The 18,158-nt window shown below is 31.4% G+C and carries 17 protein-coding genes; 14 read left to right on the top strand and 3 right to left on the bottom strand.

Annotation, left to right across the window (positions count from 1 at the left end):
* Positions 1-83: 83 nt before the first annotated feature.
* On the top strand, positions 84-3,503 hold the full coding sequence (locus tag KK2020170_RS12415) for a methylmalonyl-CoA mutase family protein (RefSeq protein ID WP_221258641.1): 3,420 nt from the start codon (positions 84-86) through the stop codon (positions 3,501-3,503).
* A 46-nt stretch (positions 3,504-3,549) separates the two neighbouring features.
* On the opposite strand, the gene KK2020170_RS12410 is transcribed toward KK2020170_RS12415, so the two are convergent.
* Both KK2020170_RS12410 and KK2020170_RS12405 read right to left on the bottom strand, forming a co-directional pair.
* The gene (locus KK2020170_RS12410) at positions 3,550-3,768 is read right to left on the bottom strand and encodes a hypothetical protein (RefSeq protein ID WP_221258640.1); all 219 of its coding nucleotides are present in this window, start codon (positions 3,766-3,768) and stop codon (positions 3,550-3,552) included.
* A gap of 84 nt (positions 3,769-3,852) precedes the next feature.
* Complete coding sequence (locus KK2020170_RS12405) at positions 3,853-4,284, bottom strand: hypothetical protein (RefSeq protein WP_221258639.1); 432 nt, start codon at positions 4,282-4,284, stop codon at positions 3,853-3,855.
* A 141-nt stretch (positions 4,285-4,425) separates the two neighbouring features.
* Between KK2020170_RS12405 and KK2020170_RS12400 the strand changes: the two genes are divergently transcribed.
* Positions 4,426-4,950: a hypothetical protein gene (locus tag KK2020170_RS12400; RefSeq protein ID WP_221258638.1), complete on the top strand. Its 525-nt coding sequence runs from the start codon at positions 4,426-4,428 to the stop codon at positions 4,948-4,950.
* A gap of 49 nt (positions 4,951-4,999) precedes the next feature.
* Here the strand turns inward: KK2020170_RS12400 and KK2020170_RS12395 are convergent, their stop codons facing one another.
* Positions 5,000-5,554: a DUF1543 domain-containing protein gene (locus tag KK2020170_RS12395; protein ID WP_221258637.1), complete on the bottom strand. Its 555-nt coding sequence runs from the start codon at positions 5,552-5,554 to the stop codon at positions 5,000-5,002.
* A 121-nt stretch (positions 5,555-5,675) separates the two neighbouring features.
* Between KK2020170_RS12395 and KK2020170_RS12390 the strand changes: the two genes are divergently transcribed.
* The 12 genes from KK2020170_RS12390 to pyrG all read left to right on the top strand — a co-directional run bounded on the left by KK2020170_RS12390 (position 5,676) and on the right by pyrG (position 18,104).
* Positions 5,676-7,865, top strand: a complete 2,190-nt coding sequence (locus tag KK2020170_RS12390; RefSeq protein ID WP_221258636.1) for a glutamine synthetase III family protein — start codon at positions 5,676-5,678, stop codon at positions 7,863-7,865.
* A 92-nt stretch (positions 7,866-7,957) separates the two neighbouring features.
* Positions 7,958-8,764 (top strand): OmpA family protein, encoded by an 807-nt coding sequence (locus KK2020170_RS12385; RefSeq protein WP_221258635.1) that lies wholly within the window; start codon positions 7,958-7,960, stop codon positions 8,762-8,764.
* Between the two features lie 47 nt (positions 8,765-8,811).
* Positions 8,812-9,627: an OmpA family protein gene (locus KK2020170_RS12380; RefSeq protein ID WP_221258634.1), complete on the top strand. Its 816-nt coding sequence runs from the start codon at positions 8,812-8,814 to the stop codon at positions 9,625-9,627.
* A 55-nt stretch (positions 9,628-9,682) separates the two neighbouring features.
* On the top strand, positions 9,683-10,123 hold the full coding sequence (locus KK2020170_RS12375) for a hypothetical protein (protein ID WP_221258633.1): 441 nt from the start codon (positions 9,683-9,685) through the stop codon (positions 10,121-10,123).
* A gap of 7 nt (positions 10,124-10,130) precedes the next feature.
* Positions 10,131-10,469, top strand: coding sequence for a hypothetical protein (locus KK2020170_RS12370; protein WP_221258632.1), 339 nt, complete (start codon positions 10,131-10,133; stop codon positions 10,467-10,469).
* Between the two features lie 74 nt (positions 10,470-10,543).
* Positions 10,544-11,722 (top strand): AIR synthase related protein, encoded by a 1,179-nt coding sequence (locus tag KK2020170_RS12365; RefSeq protein ID WP_221258631.1) that lies wholly within the window; start codon positions 10,544-10,546, stop codon positions 11,720-11,722.
* Positions 11,723-11,740: 18 nt separating this feature from the next.
* Positions 11,741-13,273 carry a glutamine-hydrolyzing GMP synthase gene (guaA, locus tag KK2020170_RS12360; protein ID WP_221258630.1) on the top strand — a complete coding sequence of 511 codons (1,533 nt, stop codon included), beginning with the start codon at positions 11,741-11,743 and terminating at the stop codon, positions 13,271-13,273.
* A gap of 3 nt (positions 13,274-13,276) precedes the next feature.
* Entirely contained in the window at positions 13,277-15,193 is a 1,917-nt protein-coding gene (locus KK2020170_RS12355) for a LysM peptidoglycan-binding domain-containing protein (protein WP_221258629.1), read from the top strand.
* Positions 15,193-15,597, top strand: coding sequence for an OsmC family protein (locus KK2020170_RS12350; RefSeq protein WP_221258628.1), 405 nt, complete (start codon positions 15,193-15,195; stop codon positions 15,595-15,597). The genes KK2020170_RS12355 and KK2020170_RS12350 overlap by 1 nt, the downstream gene beginning before the upstream one ends.
* 9 nt (positions 15,598-15,606) lie before the next feature.
* Positions 15,607-16,131, top strand: coding sequence for a hypothetical protein (locus KK2020170_RS12345; RefSeq protein WP_221258627.1), 525 nt, complete (start codon positions 15,607-15,609; stop codon positions 16,129-16,131).
* Between the two features lie 10 nt (positions 16,132-16,141).
* Positions 16,142-16,357, top strand: coding sequence for a DUF3820 family protein (locus KK2020170_RS12340; protein ID WP_221258626.1), 216 nt, complete (start codon positions 16,142-16,144; stop codon positions 16,355-16,357).
* A 133-nt stretch (positions 16,358-16,490) separates the two neighbouring features.
* Positions 16,491-18,104: a CTP synthase gene (gene pyrG, locus KK2020170_RS12335; protein ID WP_221258625.1), complete on the top strand. Its 1,614-nt coding sequence runs from the start codon at positions 16,491-16,493 to the stop codon at positions 18,102-18,104.
* Positions 18,105-18,158 lie beyond the last annotated feature (54 nt).

Genomic DNA, 18,158 nt, shown 5'->3' with positions numbered 1-18,158 from the left:
CGGAATGAAAATTAAAGAATTTGTCTAGCTTAAATTTTATTAAATTCGTAAATTGCACCACCAAATTTTACAGAAAATTACAAATGGAACAACAACAACCTTATATTCCTAAAAATAAAGTAAGAATTGTAACAGCAGCTTCACTTTTCGATGGACACGATGCAGCAATCAATATAATGCGTAGAATTATTCAATCTACAGGATGTGAAGTAATACATCTTGGACATGATAGAAGCGTGGAAGAAGTTGTAAATACCGCTATTCAAGAAGATGCAAATGCGATTGCAATGACATCGTATCAAGGAGGTCATAATGAATATTTCAAATACATGTACGATTTGCTTCAAGAAAAAGGAGCAGGTCATATTAAGATTTTTGGAGGTGGCGGTGGAGTAATTCTTCCATCTGAAATTGAAGAGTTACATGCTTACGGAATTACTAAGATTTATTCGCCAGATGATGGTCGTGAATTAGGTTTACAAGGAATGATTAATGATTTAGTGCAACGTTCAGATTTTCCTGTGGGAGATAATCTAAATGGTGAAGTAAATCAATTAAAAGACAAAAATCCATTTGCAATTGCACGTGTAATTTCTGCTGCAGAAAATTTTCCTGAAAATGCAAAAGAAGTTTTAGACGCTATTCATGCTGAAAATAAAACTAAAAATATTCCTGTTTTAGGAATTACAGGAACGGGTGGTGCTGGTAAGTCGTCATTAGTAGATGAATTAGTTCGCCGATTCTTAATCGATTTTCCAGAAAAAACAATCGGATTAATTTCGGTTGACCCATCAAAACGTAAAACAGGTGGAGCTTTATTAGGGGATAGAATTCGTATGAATGCTATCAACAATTCACGTGTTTACATGCGTTCATTAGCAACTCGTCAATCGAATCTTGCATTGTCAAAATATGTTCAGGAAGCGATTGAAGTTTTAAAAGCAGCGAATTACGATTTAATTATTTTAGAAACTTCTGGTATCGGTCAATCTGATACGGAAATTTTAGATCATTCAGATGCTTCTTTATATGTAATGACACCAGAATTTGGTGCGGCTACGCAGTTAGAGAAAATCGACATGTTAGATTTTGCTGATTTAGTAGCGCTTAATAAATTTGATAAGCGTGGTGCTTTAGACGCCATTCGTGATGTTAAGAAGCAATACCAACGCAATCATAATCTTTGGGATAAAAATCCTGATGATATGCCTGTTTTTGGTACAATTGCTTCTCAATTTAACGATCCAGGAATGAACTCGCTTTACAAAGCGATTATGGATAAGATTGTAGAAAAAACAAATGCCGATTTAAACTCAACTTTTGAAATTACGAAAGAAATGAGTGAAAAAGTATTTGTTATTCCGCCAAATAGAACAAGATACTTATCTGAAATTTCAGAAAATAATAGAAATTACGATGCAACTGCAGTAACACAAGTTGAAGTTGCACAAAAATTATACGGAATTTTTAAAACGATTGAATCAGTAACTGGAAGTTTACCAGTAATTACAAAATCGGGAATTGAAATCGAAAACAAAGCAAAAGCAGATGAGCAATTTGTAAAAATGCTATTAGCAGAATTCGATCGTGTAAAAATGAATTTAGACCCATACAATTGGGAAGTAATTACCACTTGGGATGAAAAAGTAAACAAATACAAAAATCCTATCTATTCATTTAAAGTCCGTGACAAAGAAATTAAAATTCAAACACATACTGAATCACTTTCTCATTCACAAATACCTAAAGTAGCGTTACCAAAATACCAAGCTTGGGGCGATATTTTGCGTTGGTGTTTACAAGAAAATGTACCTGGAGAGTTTCCTTTTACATCAGGATTGTATCCATTCAAACGAGAAGGAGAAGACCCAACACGTATGTTTGCAGGAGAAGGTGGTCCAGAACGTACTAATAGACGTTTCCATTATGTTTCATTAGGAATGCCGGCAAAACGTTTATCTACTGCTTTTGACTCAGTTACTTTATACGGTAATGACCCTGACTTACGTCCAGATATTTATGGAAAAATTGGTAATGCGGGAGTTTCAATTTGTTGTTTAGATGACGCGAAGAAATTATACTCAGGTTTCGATTTAAGTCACGCTGCTACTTCCGTTTCCATGACAATCAATGGTCCAGCGCCAATGTTGTTAGGATTCTTTATGAATGCCGCTATTGACCAAAATTGTGAAAAATACATCAAAGAAAATGGTTTAGAAGCTGAGGTTGAGAAAAAGAAAAAGGAACTTTATGAGGACAAAGGTTTAACGCGTCCTAGTTATAATGGAGCTTTACCAGAAGGAAATGACGGTTTAGGTTTAATGCTTTTAGGTTTAACAGGTGACCAAGTTTTACCTGCTGATGTTTATGCAAAAATTAAAGCAGAAACTTTAGCGCAAGTACGTGGAACAGTTCAAGCCGATATTTTAAAAGAAGATCAAGCACAAAATACGTGTATTTTCTCTACGGAGTTTGCACTGCGTTTAATGGGTGACGTTCAAGAATATTTCATTCAAAAGAATGTGCGTAACTTCTACTCGGTTTCAATTTCAGGATATCACATTGCGGAAGCCGGAGCCAATCCTATTACGCAATTAGCTTTTACATTAGCTAACGGATTTACGTATGTAGAGTATTATTTAAGTAGAGGAATGGACATCAATGCATTTGGTCCAAACTTATCGTTCTTCTTCTCAAATGGTATCGATCCAGAATATGCTGTAATTGGTCGTGTAGCGAGAAGAATTTGGGCGAAAGCTTTGAAAAATAAATACGGCGCTAATGAAAGAGCTCAAATGTTGAAATATCACATTCAAACTTCAGGTCGTTCATTACACGCACAAGAAATTGATTTCAACGACATTCGTACGACTTTACAAGCATTATATGCGATTTATGATAATTGTAACTCATTGCATACTAATGCGTATGATGAAGCTATTACAACGCCAACAGAAGAATCGGTGCGTCGTGCAATGGCAATTCAGTTAATTATTAATAAAGAATTAGGGTTAGCGAAAAACGAAAATCCAATTCAAGGTTCGTTTATTATTGAAGAATTAACCGATTTAGTGGAAGAGGCTGTTTTAACTGAATTTGATAGAATCACGGAACGTGGTGGAGTTTTGGGTGCTATGGAAACAATGTACCAACGTTCAAAAATCCAAGAAGAATCATTGTATTATGAAACTTTGAAACATACAGGTGAATTCCCAATTATTGGTGTAAATACATTCTTAAGCTCGAAAGGTTCGCCAACGGTTATTCCTGCGGAAGTAATTCGTGCAACTGAAGAAGAAAAACAATTTCAAATTTCAACATTAGAGAATTTACATAAAGCGAAAGAAGCACAAGTGAAATCTCAAATTGAAAAAATTCAAGCAGCAGCTATTCAAAATGAAAATATTTTTGAACAATTGATGGAAGCTGCCAAAGTTTGTTCACTTGGTCAAATTACTTCAGCTTTATTTGAAGTAGGAGGTCAGTACAGACGTAATATGTAATAATATTTATATACAAATTAAAAGCCATTCTTTAGAATGGCTTTTTTTATTTTTTTCCTGTTAAATAAGCTCCGCCAAAAACAAGTACAGCTCCTATACCCAAATATATAAAACCTTCTTGTTTGCCATTTTCATTTGAAACATCTAATTCGACTCCCAATGCTTTAATTTCGGCTGAATTATTATTGATTTTTTGCATTCCTAAATACCCAGTGTATAAACCAATTAGTAACAATACTATTCCTAAAATTTTTGTAGTTTTCATGATGTGAATTTTTTATACTACAAATTTATAAGTGAATGGTTATTGACTTATTATAATATTTTCGGTATTTGTTATATAATTATTCTAAAGAATAGAAAGTACTTTTTCATCAGATTGTAATATTCTGAATTCATCACCAATAGTTAAGGAGTTAATTTTTTGAAATATAGGTGCAGTTTCAGAAATACCAATGCAAGTTTTTGAATCAATTTCAAATTTAGGAATTGATATTCCTAATAATAAAATTGTTTTTTCTGAAATAATTATTCGTAATAATTTTTCATTATCAATACTCTTTTCAAGTTTTGATAATTTTATTTCTTCTTCCTTTAAATGCTCTTCTAATCGAAATTGCATTTCTTTTGCTTCAGTTTGATGTGAAAAATCTTCAGGGTCGATGGTATCGTCTTCATCAATATCGGAAGCAACTTTATATTGTGATACAGATTTTACAAGTGTTTTTAAGAATTCTTTTTGTTTATCTATAACGGATTCTATAATACTTTGGCGTCTCATAATTAAATTATTTTATAGTATGAAATTACTCATTATAAAAGAAATAAAAGATGATTATTATCAGTATTCTTTATTTGGTTTAAAAAAATGGCACGACAATTGGTAATGGTATAATAAGTGAAATTATAAATACAAAAGGTTATGAGAAAAATTACTCTAATATTAGCTTTTATCGGGATGATATCGCTAACAAGTTGTACAGTAGAAGAGACTTATGTTGTTGATAATGGATATGATAATGATACGATAAGTGAAGTTTGGGAATATACAAATGTGGATTTACATTCTGGAAATGGATACAGTGTATTTTTAGATTTTCCCCACACAACGTATACTTCTGATATGATTTTAGTTTATCGATTAGCTGATTATGGTTCTGCAGGAGATGTATGGAAATTATTACCAGAAACGTATTATTTTAGTGATGGAACTGTTGATTTTGGATATTCAAATGATGCAACTATATATGATGCTCAAGTATCAATGTTTGGTTACGATTTACCTGGTCTTAACGATGCTTTTAAGTTTGATCAAATATTTAGAGTAGTTGTGATTCCTGGTTACTACGGAAATAAAATGGCTACAGCTATTGATTTTAGTGATTACAATGCTGTAACTACTTATTATAATATTAAAGAAAAAGATATTGTGAAAATTTCACAATAATGGTTGGAGTTTGGTTTTAAAAAGGCAGTTAAATTAACTGCCTTTTTTATTATAGTTTACTCATTTTTAAGTATCCAATATGCAATTCATCTTCCAAACCTTTATTTGGTGAAATCTTTAAGGCAAATTTTGATTTAAACTTTTCAACAAGTATTTCTTCAATATTGTAGATTTCGTCAATGTCAACTCCATATTGATCATCAATATGTGATGTAGCGCCCTTAAAACTAAATTCTTTATAAAAACTACTTTGTTTAGCTTTTTTTATGGCTTCACTTTTAGAAGTAGCAACAATTAATAATTTGTGATGAAATTCTTCAAATTGTTTTGGTTGGTAACCTCCTAAATTAATGAAGAATAATTTTAAGGGGTTTTCTATTAATTCATTTCTAGAAATTACTTCAATTTTATAATCATTTACTTGAGTTACTTCTTGCCATGCATCAATGTGCATTTGTTTTTCAGCCTCAGGCCAAAAATCATACATGTCAGTTTTAAGTTCAGAAAGGGTAGGTGCAATTCCAAAAAAAATATCGTGTTGCTCTGTTAAACGTCCTTTTGGAGTACAACCAAGCATAATCATGTGTAATTTTTCATTTTTCATGATGTAAAAATAGTAAAAATTAAATTACACCCTATTTTTTTAGGGGTGTTTTGTCAATTGCGTTGATTTTTTATATATTTGCACTGAAAAATTAAGGGTATTAATTTAAAAAATTATTTTCATGGCAACACTTCGCTTTCAAGCATTAGCAGAAACTGCAACAAGAAAAACAGTTTTAGTTGAAAAACTAGACAAAAAATCAGTGATTTTTGGTAGCAATGTTTTTAACGATAAAACAATGCGACAGTATTTAACTCCAGATGCTTACAAAGCAGTAAAAAATGCAACTCAATACGGAACAAAAATCGACCGTAATATTGCAGAGTATGTTGCGATGGGAATGAAAGAATGGGCACTTTCTAAAGGAGTAACGCATTATACACACTGGTTTCAGCCATTAACTGGAACTACTGCTGAAAAGCATGATGCTTTCTTTGAAACTTCTTTTGATGGAAGTGATCCTGTTGAAAAATTTGGTGGAAGTCAATTAGTACAACAAGAACCAGATGCTTCTTCTTTCCCTAATGGAGGAATTCGTAATACTTTCGAAGCTCGTGGATATACAGCTTGGGATCCAACATCCCCAGCTTTTATATATGGAACTACATTGTGTATTCCTACAATTTTTGTTTCTTATACAGGTGAAGCTTTAGATAATAAAACTCCTTTATTAAGAGCATTAAACTCAATTGATGAAGCAGCTACAGCAGTTGCAAAATATTTTGATAAAAACGTTAAAAAAGTGACTCCAACATTAGGTTGGGAACAAGAATATTTCTTAGTTGATAAAGCATTAGCTACTGCTAGACCTGACTTAAATGCTACTGGTAGAACATTATTAGGTCATACTGCTGCAAAAGGGCAACAGTTAGATGACCATTATTTTGGGTCAATTCCAACAAGAGTCTTAAACTACATGCGTGATTTAGAAAACGAATGTATGTTATTAGGTATTCCTGTTAAAACACGTCATAATGAGGTTGCTCCAGGACAATTTGAGCTTGCACCTATTTTTGAAGAAACTAACTTAGCAGTAGACCATAATTCACTTTTAATGGATGTAATGCAAAAAGTTGCAGAACGCCATGATTTAAAAGTATTATTACATGAAAAACCATTCAAAGGGGTAAACGGTTCTGGAAAGCATAACAACTGGTCAATGGCAACAGATACAGGAATTAATTTATTAAGTCCTGGGAAAACGCCAATGAGTAACTTACAGTTTTTGACTTTCTTCATTAATACAATTAAGGCTGTTTATACATATGAAGAATTGATGAGAGCTTCAATTGCATCGGCAAGTAATGATCATAGACTTGGAGCAAACGAAGCACCGCCAGCAATTATTTCAGTGTTTATTGGTGATCAATTAACGAAAGTTTTAAATGAATTAGAAGGTGTTTCTAAAGGTAAATTATCGCCTGAAGAAAAAACAGATTTAAAATTAAATGTTGTTGGTAAATTGCCAGACGTTTTATTAGATAATACAGATAGAAATAGAACCTCTCCATTTGCATTTACTGGTAATAAATTTGAGTTTAGAGCTGTGGGTTCTACGGCAAACTGTGCTAACCCAATGACAACTCTAAATGCAATTGTTGCTAAGCAATTAATTGATTTTAAAGCAGAAGTTGATGCTTTAGTTGAGAAAAAGGGATTGAAGAAAGATGAAGCGATTTTCAATGTTTTAAGAGAATATATCAAGCAAACTAAAAATATTCTTTTCGAAGGAGATGGTTATAGTGACGATTGGCAAAAAGAAGCTAAAAAACGCGGTTTAAGTAATCATAAAACTACTCCAGAAGCATTAAAAGCTAAGGTTTCTAAAAAAGCAATTGCTTTATTTGAAGAGTTAGGCATTATGAATCATGTTGAGGTTGAAGCACGTTATGAAATTGAATTAGAAGAATATGCAAAACGTATTCAAATTGAAGGTAGAGTTTTAGGTGATATTGCTCGTAACCATGTAATTCCAACAGCTATAAAATATCAAAACACTTTAATTGAAAATGTTAAAGGCTTGAAAGAAATTTTCGGAAAAGACTTCGAGAAATTAGCTAAAGAGCAAATGACGCTGATTAAAGAAATTTCTGAACACATTGAAGGAATCAATAGTAAAACAGAAGCTATGATTGAAGAGCGTAAAAAAGCAAACAACCTTTCAAGTGTTGAGAAAATGGCAGAAGCGTATTGTAATAAAGTAAAACCATTCTTTGAAGAAATTCGTTACCATGCCGATAAGCTAGAATTATTAGTAGATGACGAAATGTGGACATTAGTAAAATATAGAGAATTATTATTTGTAAGATAATTCCATCTAATTTATAAATTTAAAATCCCGATTACTCGGGATTTTTTTATACTAAATTGTGAGTAAATTCGTTTTATTTTAAATCATTATTAATGAAGTTGAGAATTTTATATTTATTGCTTTTCTCTATTACAATCTTCGCTCAGGAAAAGCAAAGTTTTTATTTCGATTTTAATAAACATGAATTTAATGAAGAGCAAAAAACTCAAGTTTTAAATTGGATTGAATTATATCCAAATATTAAAATTATTAAAATTGAAGGTTTTTGTGATTGGGTTGGTGGTTATGCTTATAATGATTCGTTATCATTAAAAAGAGTTAATTCAATTCTTAAAATATTTAAAGAAAATCAATTTGATATTAGTCAAATTGAAGTAAATGGATATGGTAAACGTTTTGAACAAAATGAGCAGCAACATTTAAATCGTAGAGTAGATATCTATTATAATTTTTATGTTGAAGAATTAACTGAAGCCTCAAAACCAATAATTATTTTTACCAAAGATGTTAAGGTTAACAAGTTAGATTCAATCATAAAGCAATCTAAAATTGGCGATAAAATAAAACTTAAGAATCTATATTTTTATAATAATTCTGGAATTTTTGTTCCCAAGTCAAAACCAATTTTGGCAGAATTATTGCAAGTGATGAAAGAAAACCCTAATTTAAAGATTGAAATTCATGGACACATATGCTGTCAGCCAAACGAACCGCATGAATTGATATCTAGAGTAAGAGCTGAAGCAGTTTATTATTACTTAATAAAGAATCGGATTGATAAAAGTAGAATGAGTTTTAAAAGTTTTGGAAGTTCACAACCAATATATAGTATTCCAGAAAAAAATGAAGACGAAAGAAATGCAAACCGCCGCGTAGAAATTTTAATTTTAGAAAAGTAGTTTTCAATTTTAAATTTTCCTCAAAAAATCGTTACTTCGTAGAATCTATGAGAAAACATTTTTTATACATACTTTTTTTAACATTTAGTTTTGTTGCTTTTGCACAAGACACAACATCATTTTATTTTGATTCTGGAAAATTTGAGCTTTCTACAAAAGAAAATGAGCGACTTTCTAAATGGATTAGCGAAAATTCAACTTCAAAAATATTAGCCATTCACGGTTTTACGGATGAAGTAGGAACATCTGAAGCTAATGATACTTTATCTCAAAATAGAGTGAACTATATTTTTGAAAAAGTAAATGGAAAAGTAAAGATTCGAGAAGATTTTAAAACGGTTGGTTTTGGGGAAAATTTCAAAAGAGATAAAGTACAAGCAAAAAATCGTAGAGCTTCAATTTTTTATTTAAAAGAAGCCGATTTAAGTAAGGAAAATGAAATATTAGGTATTGAAGAAGGTGAATTTGTAATTCCTGATAATCTTCCACTACATGAAAAAGTGAAGTTGGCAAAAGTGGGAACAAAAATCACATTAAAAAATATTAACTTCTTTCAAAACACCTTCCAAACAACTCCCGAATCTCAAACAGCATTGTATGATTTGTTGTTTGTGATGCAAAACAATCCAAATTTAAAAATTCAAATTCAAGGACATATTTGTTGTGTTGATTTAGATCGCCGACATTTATCACTCGATAGAGCAAAACAAGTTCGAAGATTTTTACAATGGAAAGGAATTCCGCCAGGAAGAGTTTCGGTTACGGGTTTTGGAACCACAAAACCATTGTATCCTATTCCTGAAGCTAACGAAGAACAAGCAGCTGCAAATCGTAGAGTAGAAATTGAAATTCTAAGTAAATAAAATCACTATTTTTGTCAAGCTGAAACTTTTTCAATATCTAATTAGTATATAATTCATGAAAAAATATATTTTCTTTTTAATCTTATCTATAACAATTGTTAGTTGTAATGATAATTGTAACGATTTAGATGCTCCTGCATCTCCATCATTGTTTTTAGATATAATCGACGAAGTAACAGAAGAAAATGTATTTGAAGATTCAATATACTTAGATACTCAAGTTTTAGTTCTAGATTTTGAAGAAAATGATGTTCCTTTTAATGTAGTTTTTGATAGTCGATTAATGCATATTGTTTTAGAGAAAAAAAATATGGTTGATGATACCATCTATATCAAATTGAATAATCCTGAAACAATGCAAAAAGATTCAATTAAGTTGTTTTATTCAACAGAGAGATTTGACGAAGAATGCTACACACAATATAAAACTAATTCGGTTACATTTCCTGATAACGATAACGAATTAGCTAATGGAATCTTTAAAGTAAAAATTTAGACTTTTGATGTTTAATAACGAATTTGTTAAATCTATTTGGATTGAAAGTGAGAATAAAGGTTCAATTATTGAAGATGTTGATGGATTAGATGATAATAGTGATGTTATAGTGCATTTTGAAAATGTAACTAGTTATGTGGCAACATTTTTTACTTATAAAAATTTATTATCATTAAGAGAAAAAAACAAAAAATCTAGAGAATGTCTGTCGGGAAATTATTTTTGGGCAAGTGAAATGATTATTGTTGAAAGAATTGAAAGAGATTTAATAGAAAAAGTTGTTCAAGAGTTTTTAAATACAAAGTGCTTTTACGATGCTTTTAAGTCTATTGAAAATATTGATTAACTTTTCTAAATTCTAATTTCTAAATTCTAATTTTAAAAACTATCTTTGCAGCTCACAACACAACACACTATTTCATGAGCTCTGAAAATAGCAAACGCTACAATCTAAGAGGGGTTTCCGCTTCAAAGGAAGATGTTCATAATGCAATCAAAAACATCGATAAAGGATTATTCCCTAAAGCTTTCTGCAAAATTATTCCCGATTACTTAACAAACGACAAAGAGTATTGTATCATTATGCATGCTGATGGTGCGGGTACAAAATCATCTTTGGCTTATATGTACTGGAAAGAAACCGGAGATGTATCAGTTTGGAAAGGTATTGCACAAGACGCGTTGATCATGAATATCGACGATTTACTTTGTGTAGGAGCTACCGATAATATTTTGTTGTCTTCAACAATAGGACGTAATAAAAACTTAGTTCCAGGTGAAGTAATTTCTGCTATTATCAATGGAACGGAAGAATTAATTGAAGATTTAAAAGAACACGGCGTTACGATTCATTCAACAGGTGGAGAAACTGCTGATGTTGGTGATTTAGTGCGTACAATTATCGTCGATTCAACTGTTACAGCACGGATGAAACGTTCAGATGTTATCGATAATGCAAATATTCAAGCGGGCGATGTAATTGTTGGTTTAGCTTCATTCGGTCAAGCAACTTATGAGAAAGGTTACAATGGCGGAATGGGAAGTAACGGATTAACGTCGGCTCGTCATGATGTTTTTGCGAAATATTTGGCTGAAAAATACCCAGAAAGTTTCGATGTTTCTGTGCCAAATGAATTAGTGTATTCAGGACAAACTAAATTGACTGATGCTGTTGAAAATAGTCCAATCGATGCAGGTAAGTTAGTACTTTCTCCTACAAGAACGTATGCGCCAGTTATCAAGAAAATTTTAGAAAAATACAATTCTCAAGATATTCACGGAATGGTTCACTGTAGTGGTGGTGCGCAAACAAAAGTACTTCACTTTGTAGAAAACGTTCATGTGATAAAAGATAATTTGTTTCCGGTTCCACCATTATTTAAATTAATACAAGAGCAATCAAAAACGGATTGGAAAGAAATGTATCAAGTTTTCAATTGCGGACATAGAATGGAATTATATGTAAACGAAAAAATTGCTCAAGATATAATTGCCATTTCAAAATCGTTTAATATCGATGCGCAAATTGTAGGTAGAGTGGAAGCTTCTACTGAGAAGAAATTAACAATAACTTCCGAATACGGAAAATTTGAATATTAAAAACACACACAACACATAATGCAACACAACGTTTTAATTTTAGATTTTGGTTCACAATACACGCAATTAATTGCACGTAGAGTAAGAGAATTAAATATATTTTGCGAGATTTTCCCTTTCGATAAAATTCCAGCAGATTTATCATCATATAAAGCGGTAATATTAGGAGGAAGCCCATGTTCAGTTCGCTCAGAAGAAGCGCTTCATCCCGATTTATCTCAAATTAGAGGAAAATTGCCTCTATTAGCAGTTTGCTATGGAGCACAGTACTTAGCGCATTTTTCCGGTGGAGAAGTAGCAGCTTCAAACACAAGAGAATATGGTAGAGCGAATTTGTCTTACATCGATAAAAACGAAGTTTTTTTAGAAGGTGTTTCTGATAACAGCCAAGTTTGGATGTCGCATTCAGATTCTATCAAGAAATTACCAACTAATGGTGTAATGATTGCGAGTACAAAAGATGTAGAAAATGCAGCTTACAAAATAGAAGGTGAAACAACTTATGCTATACAATTCCATCCTGAAGTATACCATTCAACTGATGGAAAACAAATGTTGGAAAATTTCTTAGTTAAAATTGCAAAAGTCCCTCAAAACTTTACACCTAGCGCATTTGTTGAAGAAATCGTTGAAGAATTAAAACAAAAAATTGGTAACGATAAAGTTGTTTTAGGTTTATCTGGTGGAGTAGATTCAACTGTGGCTGCAGTATTATTGAATAAAGCTATTGGAGATAACTTATACTGTATTTTCGTAAATAACGGATTGTTACGTAAAAATGAGTTCGAAAGTGTATTGCATCAATACAAAGATATGGGCTTAAATGTAAAAGGAGTTGATGCTTCGGCACGCTTTTTGGATGCATTAGCTGGGTTAGATGAACCTGAAGCGAAGCGTAAAGCTATTGGAAAAGCGTTTATTGAAGTTTTTGATGATGAAGCACATTTACTAACTGATGTGAAATGGTTAGGACAAGGTACGATTTATCCTGATGTTATCGAATCAGTTTCGGCAACTGGCGGACCTTCTGCAACGATTAAATCGCATCATAATGTAGGAGGATTACCTGATTTTATGAAGTTACAAGTTGTAGAGCCATTACGAATGTTGTTTAAAGATGAGGTAAGAAGAGTAGGTAGAACTTTAGGAATAGATGAAGAGTTATTAGGAAGACATCCATTTCCTGGACCAGGATTGGCAATTCGAATTTTAGGTGATATAACTCCAGAAAAAGTTAGTATATTGCAAGAGGTTGATGCAATTTTCATCAACGGATTAAAAGAGCACGGTTTGTATGATAAAGTTTGGCAAGCAGGTGTAATATTACTTCCAGTAAATAGTGTGGGAGTAATGGGAGATGAACGTACATATGAAAAAGTTGTAGCTTTAAGAGCGGTTGAATCAACAGATGGAATGACTGCAGATTGGGTACATTTGCCATATGAGTTCTTAATGAAAGTATCAAATGAAATAATTAATAAGGTTAAAGGTGTAAATAGAGTGGTATATGATATCAGTTCAAAACCACCTGCAACCATAGAATGGGAATAATTTATGCGAATTTTAAAAGTTTTATTTTTAGTTTTATTCTTTTCGTCTTGTATTGCTAATACAGTAAAGCAAGATCCATATTTAAGACATACAATTGAAAAAGGAGAAACTGTTTATTCAATTTCTAAGAAATATAATGTAACACCTTTTGATATTTATCGTTTAAATCCTGATGCTAAAGAAGGAATTAAAGAAAATACTACTTTATTGATTCCAAAAGCAATTTCTACAGCTTCAACATCAACTAATGATGATGGAGCTGCAGAAGTTACTACTCATAAAGTTGCTAAAAAAGAAACTCTTTACAGTTTAGCAAAACAATACAGTGTATCTGTTGCCGATTTAAAAGAATGGAATCCGGATGTTGAAAAGAACGGATTAAAAATTGGTCAAGACTTAATTGTATCTAAAGTTTATAAGCCTACTTCGGGTGTAAATACGGTAGAAGTTCAAGAAGTAAAAAATACAAGTTCAGTTTCTACACATGTTGTAAAAACAGGAGAAACTTTATATAGTTTATCTAGAAAATATAACATTACTGTAGATGAATTAAAAGCTTTAAACCCTCAAATTGAAGATGCTATAAACATTGGTGATGTTTTAAAAATTAAACAACAAAGTCAAATTCAAGTAGTAAACAATCTTGAAAATAATTTTTATGCTGTAAAGCCAAATGAGACATTATTTAGCCTAACTAAACAGTTTAATGTTACGGAAGAAGAATTAGTGCGTTTAAATCCTGATTTAAAACTAGGTGTTAGAGAAGGTATGTTGTTAAAATTACCAACTAATTTAGTTATTAAAGATTCTCTTGCTTCAACGAAACCTAAAGCTAATTTATTAGCAACTATTGATTACAATACTAAGAAAGAATTAGTATTATTACTTCCATTCAATCTTGCTAAAATGGAAGCTGATTCTACAAAAACTTCTAAAGATTTTATTAAGACAAGTAAATTTTTAAATCTAACGCTAGATTTTTATTCAGGTGCTTTAGTTGCGATTGATTCTGCTAAAACTTTAGGTTTGCCTGTTAATGTGAAAATTATTGATGTTGAAAGCTCTCCAAAATCATCTAATATTGCACAAATTATTTCTAGAAATGATTTTTCTGGGGTTGATGCAGTAATTGGACCCTTTTATAATTCTCATGCTGAGTCAGCTGCTCAATATTTGTCAAAATATAACACACCTGTTATTTCTCCACTCTCGAAAGAATTAAGCAAGCCAATTTCTAATTTATATAATGCTGTTCCTTCTCAACTACAATTGAATGAAGCCTTAATGCAATATTTGTATGCAAAAGAAGGAAATATTGTTGCTGTAATTAGTCAGAAGAAAAACGCTTCAAAAGAGTATTTACAAAAAAATCATGCTTTAGTTAAATTTCCTACAGCAGATGAAAAAGGCGCATTTACTATTGATGCAATTAGAACTCAATTAGTAAAAGGGAAAAAGAATTTTGTAATATTAGATTCTGAAAAAGCCGGACAAGTAATGAATATTACTTCAAGCTTGATGAAGCTTAAGGAAGAGTTTGATATTCAATTAGTTGTTTTTGAAATTTACGATACTTTAGATTATGAGGAAATCAAAATGCAAAATCTAATTGAACTAAAGCTTTTATTTCCTTCAGTAACTAAAGAAGCTAAAACAATTGAAGAGTTAGTAGCAGTAAAAAAAATGGTTACTGCAAACAAATTGAATCCAAATTATTATGTTGTTAAAGGTTTTGATGTAACTTTTGATACTTTATTAAGAATTTGTCAAAGTGAAAATTTTGAAGAAACTTCTCAAAAGTTTTCTACAGATGGAGTTGAAAATGGATTTAATTATGTAAATGAAAATGGTACTTGGGTTAACAAAGCGATTTACATACAATTCTACGATACAGATTATACTGTTAAAACTGCCGAATAATGCCAACAGCTAATATTACTTATGTTGGAGAATTAAGAACCGTTTGTATGCATTTACAATCGGGTACTAAAATTCTTACCGATGCGCCAACAGATAACCATGGTAAAGGAGAAGCATTTTCACCAACCGATTTAGTAGCAACAGCTTTGGGAAGTTGTATGGTTTCCATTATGGGCATAAAATCAAGAGATTTAGATATTGACTTAAAAGACTCTACGGTATCGATTACAAAAATCATGCAAGCCGAACCACGAAAAATTGCTAAAATTGAAGTGGTTTTAAATATGTCAATTACAACTTCCGATAAAAACAAAACGATACTTGAACGCGCCGCTTTGACGTGTCCTGTATTGTTAAGTTTACATCCTGAAATTGAAAAAGAAGTTACTTTTAATTGGAAGTGATAAATTTTAATGATAGAAAATAAATTTATTGAATTAGCCCAATTATATAACTGTGAATATAAAGTAGAAAATTTTACTGTTAACGGTTTAATAGGTTCTAAGCTTCCTGTAACAATATATTCAATTACAATAAATTACTCTGGAATAGATATTGATGTTGTTTTTGAGTTTGGTAATAGTAATATGGCTGAATTTAGATTTGAATTAAAGTTTGGAAATCGAATACCAAACTTTTATTTATCAACAAGAGATAATTTTTTTAGACTATTTTATGAAAGAAGCAGAGTTTGGAACATTTCCTGTAAAAATGAAATTTTTGAAAAAAAAATCTTTAAAATTTTAACTGATTCTGGATTAAATAGATTAGCAAATGAGGAAGCTTTTGAACCATTGATTGAGGGGAATTTTTCAAATAATGTTTATGTTTTTTCTGCTAAGTATTATTTAGGATTTTATAAAAAAGATGAATCATTAGAGTTAATGTTAAAATTTCTATTTAGTATGATTGATTTTTTTATTTTAAATTATTCATGATAAACTAAAAATGAACAATCAACAAGAACTCATAAAACTAGCCAATACAAAAATGCCTTTCGGTAAGTACGAAGGACGTTTTCTTATCGACTTACCCGAATATTATCTCGTTTGGTACAAACAAAAAGGATTTCCAAAAGGTAAACTAGGCGAACAAATGGCTTTAGTTTACGAACTTCAATTAAATGGTTTAGAAGATTTAGTTCGAAATATTAGAAAGTTATAACTTCCTTATTTTAATTATCAAATTTTATCCTTTTCAAATTTTCAAATTGCTTCATTTTCAAATTGGCATATTGCTTAATTAGTATTATCTTTGCCCCGTTTTTAACTACAACAACGCAACAACACACAATACAATGAATCAAACAAAGTATATTTTCGTTACAGGAGGTGTAACTTCTTCTTTAGGAAAAGGAATTATTGCAGCTTCTTTAGCAAAATTGTTACAAGCTAGAGGTTATCGAACAACCATTCAAAAGTTCGATCCTTACATTAATGTCGATCCAGGAACATTAAATCCATACGAACATGGAGAATGTTATGTAACCGATGATGGCGCCGAAACGGATTTGGATTTAGGTCACTACGAGCGTTTCTTAAACGTTCCTACATCGCAAGCGAATAACGTAACAACAGGAAGAGTATACTTATCGGTTATTGAAAAAGAAAGACGTGGTGAGTTTTTAGGAAAAACAGTTCAAGTTGTTCCTCATATTACTAACGAAATCAAGCAACGCATGCAGTTGTTAGGTCAATCAGGAGATTACGATATCGTAATTACTGAAATTGGTGGAACGGTTGGTGATATTGAATCGTTACCTTATATAGAATCGGTTCGTCAATTACTATGGGAATTAGGTGAAGAAAACGGAATTTGTATTCATTTAACTTTAGTTCCTTATTTAGCGGCAGCAGGTGAGTTAAAAACAAAACCAACGCAACACTCGGTTAAAACCTTAATGGAAAGTGGAATTAAAGCTGATATTTTAGTGTGTCGAACTGAGCACGAATTATCAGAAGATTTACGTCAAAAGTTAGCGTTGTTCTGTAATGTTAAAAAAGAAGCAGTAATTCAATCTATTGATGCTTCAACAATATATGATGTTCCAAATTTAATGTTGGAAGAAGGTTTAGATAAAGTAGCCTTAAAAAAATTAGGGTTACCAGAAAAACAATCTCCAGATTTAAAACAATGGAATGAGTTCTTACACAAACTGAAAAATCCTAAGCACGAAGTAAGAATTGGTTTAGTTGGTAAGTATGTTGAATTGCAAGATTCATACAAATCAATTTTAGAGGCATTTATTCATGCTGGAGCTGCAAATGAGACAAAAGTGAACGTTGTTTCCATCCATTCTGAGCATTTAGATGACAATTCGGCAGAAAAACACTTAAAAGGATTAGATGGTATATTAGTTGCTCCTGGATTTGGAAGTCGTGGAATTGAAGGGAAAATAGACACGGTTCGTTATGCAAGAGAAAACAATATTCCGTTTTTAGGTATTTGTTTAGGAATGCAAATGGCAGTTATTGAGTATTCGCGTAATGTTTTAGGTTACAAAGATGCGAACTCAATTGAAATGAATGAAAATACAGCGCATCCAGTAATTAACTTAATGGAAGAGCAAAAGAATATTGAGAATAAAGGTGGAACTATGCGTTTAGGTGCATGGAAATGTAGTTTAAAAGAAAATTCGTTGGCTAACAAGATTTATGGAAAGTCAGAAATTATGGAACGCCATCGTCATCGTTATGAATTTAACGGTAAGTATTTGAACGAATTAGAAAATGCGGGTTTAAAAGCTTCTGGAGTTAATCCTGATACAGGTTTAGTAGAAGTTGTAGAAATTGAAAACCATCCATTTTTTATTGGAGTTCAGTACCATCCAGAATATAAAAGTACAGTAGCAAATCCACATCCACTTTTTGTGAGTTTGGTAAAAGCAGCTGTCGAACATAAAAATAAATAAACAGTTTTAGTTGAATCTAAAAAAACTTTAGACTTTCAACTATAGACTTTAGAC

Source organism: Flavobacterium okayamense, assembly GCF_019702945.1.
GTDB classification, from domain to species: Bacteria; Bacteroidota; Bacteroidia; order Flavobacteriales; family Flavobacteriaceae; genus Flavobacterium; species Flavobacterium okayamense.
The sequence above is the reverse complement of the archived record's forward strand: the minus strand, read 5'-3'. Positions and strand labels throughout refer to the sequence as shown.

Bases quoted from the DNA above. Each gene is read 5' to 3' on its own strand.
- KK2020170_RS12340 (WP_221258626.1), top strand. From the start codon at position 16,142: ATGAACAATCAACAAGAACTCATAAAACTAGCCAATACAAAAATGCCT.
- KK2020170_RS12410 (WP_221258640.1), bottom strand. From the start codon at position 3,768: ATGAAAACTACAAAAATTTTAGGAATAGTATTGTTACTAATTGGTTTA.
- KK2020170_RS12345 (WP_221258627.1), top strand. From the start codon at position 15,607: ATGATAGAAAATAAATTTATTGAATTAGCCCAATTATATAACTGTGAA.
- KK2020170_RS12415 (WP_221258641.1), top strand. From the start codon at position 84: ATGGAACAACAACAACCTTATATTCCTAAAAATAAAGTAAGAATTGTA.
- KK2020170_RS12375 (WP_221258633.1), top strand. From the start codon at position 9,683: ATGAAAAAATATATTTTCTTTTTAATCTTATCTATAACAATTGTTAGT.
- KK2020170_RS12350 (WP_221258628.1), top strand. From the start codon at position 15,193: ATGCCAACAGCTAATATTACTTATGTTGGAGAATTAAGAACCGTTTGT.
- KK2020170_RS12400 (WP_221258638.1), top strand. From the start codon at position 4,426: ATGAGAAAAATTACTCTAATATTAGCTTTTATCGGGATGATATCGCTA.
- KK2020170_RS12395 (WP_221258637.1), bottom strand. From the start codon at position 5,554: ATGAAAAATGAAAAATTACACATGATTATGCTTGGTTGTACTCCAAAA.
- pyrG (WP_221258625.1), top strand. From the start codon at position 16,491: ATGAATCAAACAAAGTATATTTTCGTTACAGGAGGTGTAACTTCTTCT.
- KK2020170_RS12370 (WP_221258632.1), top strand. From the start codon at position 10,131: ATGTTTAATAACGAATTTGTTAAATCTATTTGGATTGAAAGTGAGAAT.
- KK2020170_RS12405 (WP_221258639.1), bottom strand. From the start codon at position 4,284: ATGAGACGCCAAAGTATTATAGAATCCGTTATAGATAAACAAAAAGAA.
- KK2020170_RS12390 (WP_221258636.1), top strand. From the start codon at position 5,676: ATGGCAACACTTCGCTTTCAAGCATTAGCAGAAACTGCAACAAGAAAA.
- guaA (WP_221258630.1), top strand. From the start codon at position 11,741: ATGCAACACAACGTTTTAATTTTAGATTTTGGTTCACAATACACGCAA.
- KK2020170_RS12355 (WP_221258629.1), top strand. From the start codon at position 13,277: ATGCGAATTTTAAAAGTTTTATTTTTAGTTTTATTCTTTTCGTCTTGT.
- KK2020170_RS12365 (WP_221258631.1), top strand. From the start codon at position 10,544: ATGAGCTCTGAAAATAGCAAACGCTACAATCTAAGAGGGGTTTCCGCT.
- KK2020170_RS12385 (WP_221258635.1), top strand. From the start codon at position 7,958: ATGAAGTTGAGAATTTTATATTTATTGCTTTTCTCTATTACAATCTTC.
- KK2020170_RS12380 (WP_221258634.1), top strand. From the start codon at position 8,812: ATGAGAAAACATTTTTTATACATACTTTTTTTAACATTTAGTTTTGTT.